The organism is Mesobacillus sp., assembly GCF_049588175.1.
GTDB lineage: Bacteria > Bacillota > Bacilli > Bacillales > Cytobacillaceae > Mesobacillus.
Map to the genome: position 1 here is coordinate 1 of NZ_JBAVFI010000589.1, position 2,911 is coordinate 2,911.

Below are 2,911 nucleotides of genomic sequence, written 5' to 3' on the forward strand. Positions count from 1 at the left end.
ACCTAAATTTTATGAAGGCGTTTGACAAACTGAAATCTGCTATATATAATTCGGCTATAGAATAATAATTAGAAAAATGTAGAAGGAACGAGTATGTTATAGACCACCGTCAAGAGAGGAATTCCAAGGCTGGAAGAATTCCCGGTGAAGGATAACAGAAGGCTATTCCGGAGTGCAGGCAAAACCTGCCGTAGAAGCTGCGTTAAGGCGTTATTGAGAGATGGGCGCATGTTTTCCGCGTCCATAATCAGGGTGGTACCGCGAGCAAGCTCTCGTCCCTGTCCAGGGATGAGGGCTTTTTTTGTTGCCTGAAATCCCTGAAATGCTTAATTTTGACCGATTTAGGAGGTTGTGTATATGAAAAAACTAACAGGTTCTGAAATCAGAAAAATGTATCTTGAATTTTTTAAGGAAAAGGGCCATGCCATTGAACCAAGTGCTTCACTCGTTCCTCACGACGATCCATCTTTGCTTTGGATTAACAGCGGTGTTGCGACTTTGAAAAAGTATTTTGACGGCCGTGTCGTCCCTGAAAATCCAAGAATCACAAACGCACAGAAATCAATCCGTACAAATGATATCGAGAATGTCGGCAAAACTGCTCGTCACCATACATTCTTCGAAATGCTTGGAAACTTCTCAATAGGCGATTACTTCAAGGTGGAAGCGATAGACTTTGCATGGGAGTTCCTTACAGATAAAAATTGGATCGGCTTTGATCCTGAAAAGCTATCCGTAACCATTCATCCAGAAGATGATGAAGCATTCAACATTTGGCGAGAAAAAATCGGGGTTCCTGAAGAACGTATTATTCGCCTTGAAGGCAACTTCTGGGATATCGGCGAAGGGCCAAGCGGGCCAAATACAGAAATCTTCTATGACAGAGGACCGGAATACGGAAATGATCCTGAAGATCCAGAATTATATCCTGGCGGCGAAAATGATCGTTACCTGGAAGTATGGAACCTTGTATTCTCTGAATTCAACCATAATCCGGACGGGACATACACTCCGCTTCCAAAGAAAAACATTGATACAGGAATGGGTTTAGAGCGTATGGCTTCAGTTGTCCAGGACGTTCCAACGAACTTTGATACTGATTTGTTCATGCCAATCATCAATAGCACTGAAGAGATTTCCGGTGAAAAATATGGCGTTTCAAAGGAAAAAGATGAAGCATTCAAGGTCATTGCTGACCATATCCGTACGGTAGCATTTGCAGTCGGCGACGGTGCTCTTCCATCAAACGAAGGCCGAGGATATGTACTCCGCAGACTGCTGCGCCGCGCTGTGAGATATGCAAAAAAATTGAACATCAACCGTCCGTTCATGTTCGAATTAGTACCGGTTGTTGGTGAAATCATGCATGATTTCTATCCAGAGGTAAAAGAAAAAACAGATTTTATCCAAAAGGTCATTAAAAATGAAGAAGATCGTTTCCATGAAACACTTCATGAAGGTCTTGCAATTCTTTCTGATCTTATCAAGAAAGAAAAGGAAAAAGGCAGCAGCAGGATCCAAGGCAAGGATGTCTTCCGCCTTTATGATACTTATGGCTTCCCGGTTGAACTTACGGAGGAATATGCCGAAGATGAGGGCATGAAGGTTGACCATGAAGGCTTTGAGGTCGAGATGGAGTCTCAGCGTGAAAGAGCAAGGGCTGCACGACAGGATGTAGGATCCATGCAGGTCCAGGGCGGAGTTCTTGGCGACATTAAAGTTAGCAGCGAATTCATTGGATACGATAATTTTGAAACGAACAGCAAAATCCTTGCATTGGTGAAAGACGGACAGCTTGCAGAAGAGGCAGCTGCTGGTGAAGAAATCCACTTTATCCTGGATGTCACTCCTTTCTATGCAGAAAGCGGAGGACAAATTGCTGACAAAGGTACGATTACAGCTGATGGAGTAAGATTATCTGTAATAAATGTCAAAAAAGCTCCTAATGGACAGAACCTGCATCACGCAGTTGTTGAAGAAGGCACAGTCACAAACGGTTTGGAAGTATCAGCAAAAGTTGACGTGGACAACCGGGCGAAAATCATTAAAAACCACACTGCAACACACCTGCTTCACCAGGCATTGAAAGATACTCTCGGAACGCATGTAAACCAGGCTGGATCACTTGTCGAACCTGACAGACTCCGTTTTGACTTCTCCCACTTTGGCCAGGTAACAGCTGAAGAACTAGAAAAGGTAGAAGCAATCGTGAACGAGAAAATTTGGAGAAGCATCCAGGTGGATATAAGCTTAAAACCAATTGCTGAAGCTAAGGAAATGGGAGCTATGGCTCTGTTCGGCGAAAAGTATGGTGATATCGTCCGCGTTGTCAAAGTTGGAGATTACAGCTTAGAGCTTTGCGGCGGCTGCCATGTTCCTAATACATCTGTTATTGGATTATTCAAGATTGTTTCTGAAGGCGGTATCGGTGCGGGAACACGAAGGATTGAGGCTGTGACAGGCGAGGCAGCTTACAGAGTCCTGAACGATCAGATTGCGATCCTGAAAGATGCAGCTGCAAAATTAAAGACCGCTCCTAAGGAAGTAGCAAACAGAATTGATACAATGCTGATTGAAATGAAGCAGCTTCAGCGCGAAAATGAATCTCTTGCTGCAAAATTGGGTAATATTGAAGCAGGAAGCCTTGCGTCTAAAGTAAAAGAAGTGAATGGTGTTCAATTGCTTGCGGCTCGTGTTCAGGCTGCTGATATGAACAGCCTGAGAAACATGGCTGATGATTTGAAGCAAAAGCTGGGTTCAGCAGTCATCCTTCTTGGAACGACTGATGGAAGCAAAGTGAATTTGATTGCTGCTGTCACAGATGATTTGATCAGTAAAGGCTACCAGGCAGGAAAGCTGATCAAGGAAGCAGCATCCATTTGCGGCGGAGGCGGCGGAGGCCGTCCAGATA

The 2,911-nt window shown here is 44.2% G+C and carries 1 protein-coding gene and 1 other annotated feature; the gene reads left to right on the top strand.

Annotation, left to right across the window (positions count from 1 at the left end):
* The first annotated feature begins 70 nt into the window (after positions 1 to 70).
* Positions 71 to 283, top strand: a binding site (T-box leader).
* 74 nt (positions 284 to 357) lie between these two features.
* Positions 358 to 2,911: alanine--tRNA ligase (gene alaS, locus WB217_RS14345; protein WP_423993911.1), on the top strand; the 2,554-nt coding region annotated here is incomplete at its 3' end.